This window comes from Mesorhizobium sp. M7A.F.Ca.CA.001.08.2.1 (genome assembly GCF_003998455.1).
Classification (GTDB): Bacteria; Pseudomonadota; Alphaproteobacteria; order Rhizobiales; family Rhizobiaceae; genus Mesorhizobium; species Mesorhizobium ciceri.
Genome location: NZ_RZPW01001507.1, coordinates 1 through 244 on the forward strand (window position 1 = coordinate 1; position 244 = coordinate 244).

A 244-nucleotide genomic window follows, 5' to 3' on the forward strand; every position below is an offset into this window, starting at 1 on the left:
CGGTCGAACCTGTCGATCCGGTCGAGCCAGTTGCTCCGGTATCACCGGTTGCTCCTGTGGCGCCGGTCGAGCCGGTTGCTCCGGTCGATCCGGTCGAACCTGTTGCCCCAGTAGAGCCGGTCGAACCTGTCGATCCGGTCGAGCCAGTTGCTCCGGTATCACCGGTTGCTCCTGTGGCGCCGGTCGAGCCGGTTGCTCCGGTCGATCCGGTCGAACCTGTTGCCCCAGTAGAGCCGGTCGAACC

1 protein-coding gene is annotated in these 244 nt (G+C 66.0%); it reads left to right on the plus strand.

Annotated elements, in window-relative coordinates:
• A partial coding sequence (locus tag EN914_RS39805) for a hypothetical protein (RefSeq protein WP_245497966.1) occupies window positions 1–244 on the plus strand: 244 nt, incomplete at both ends.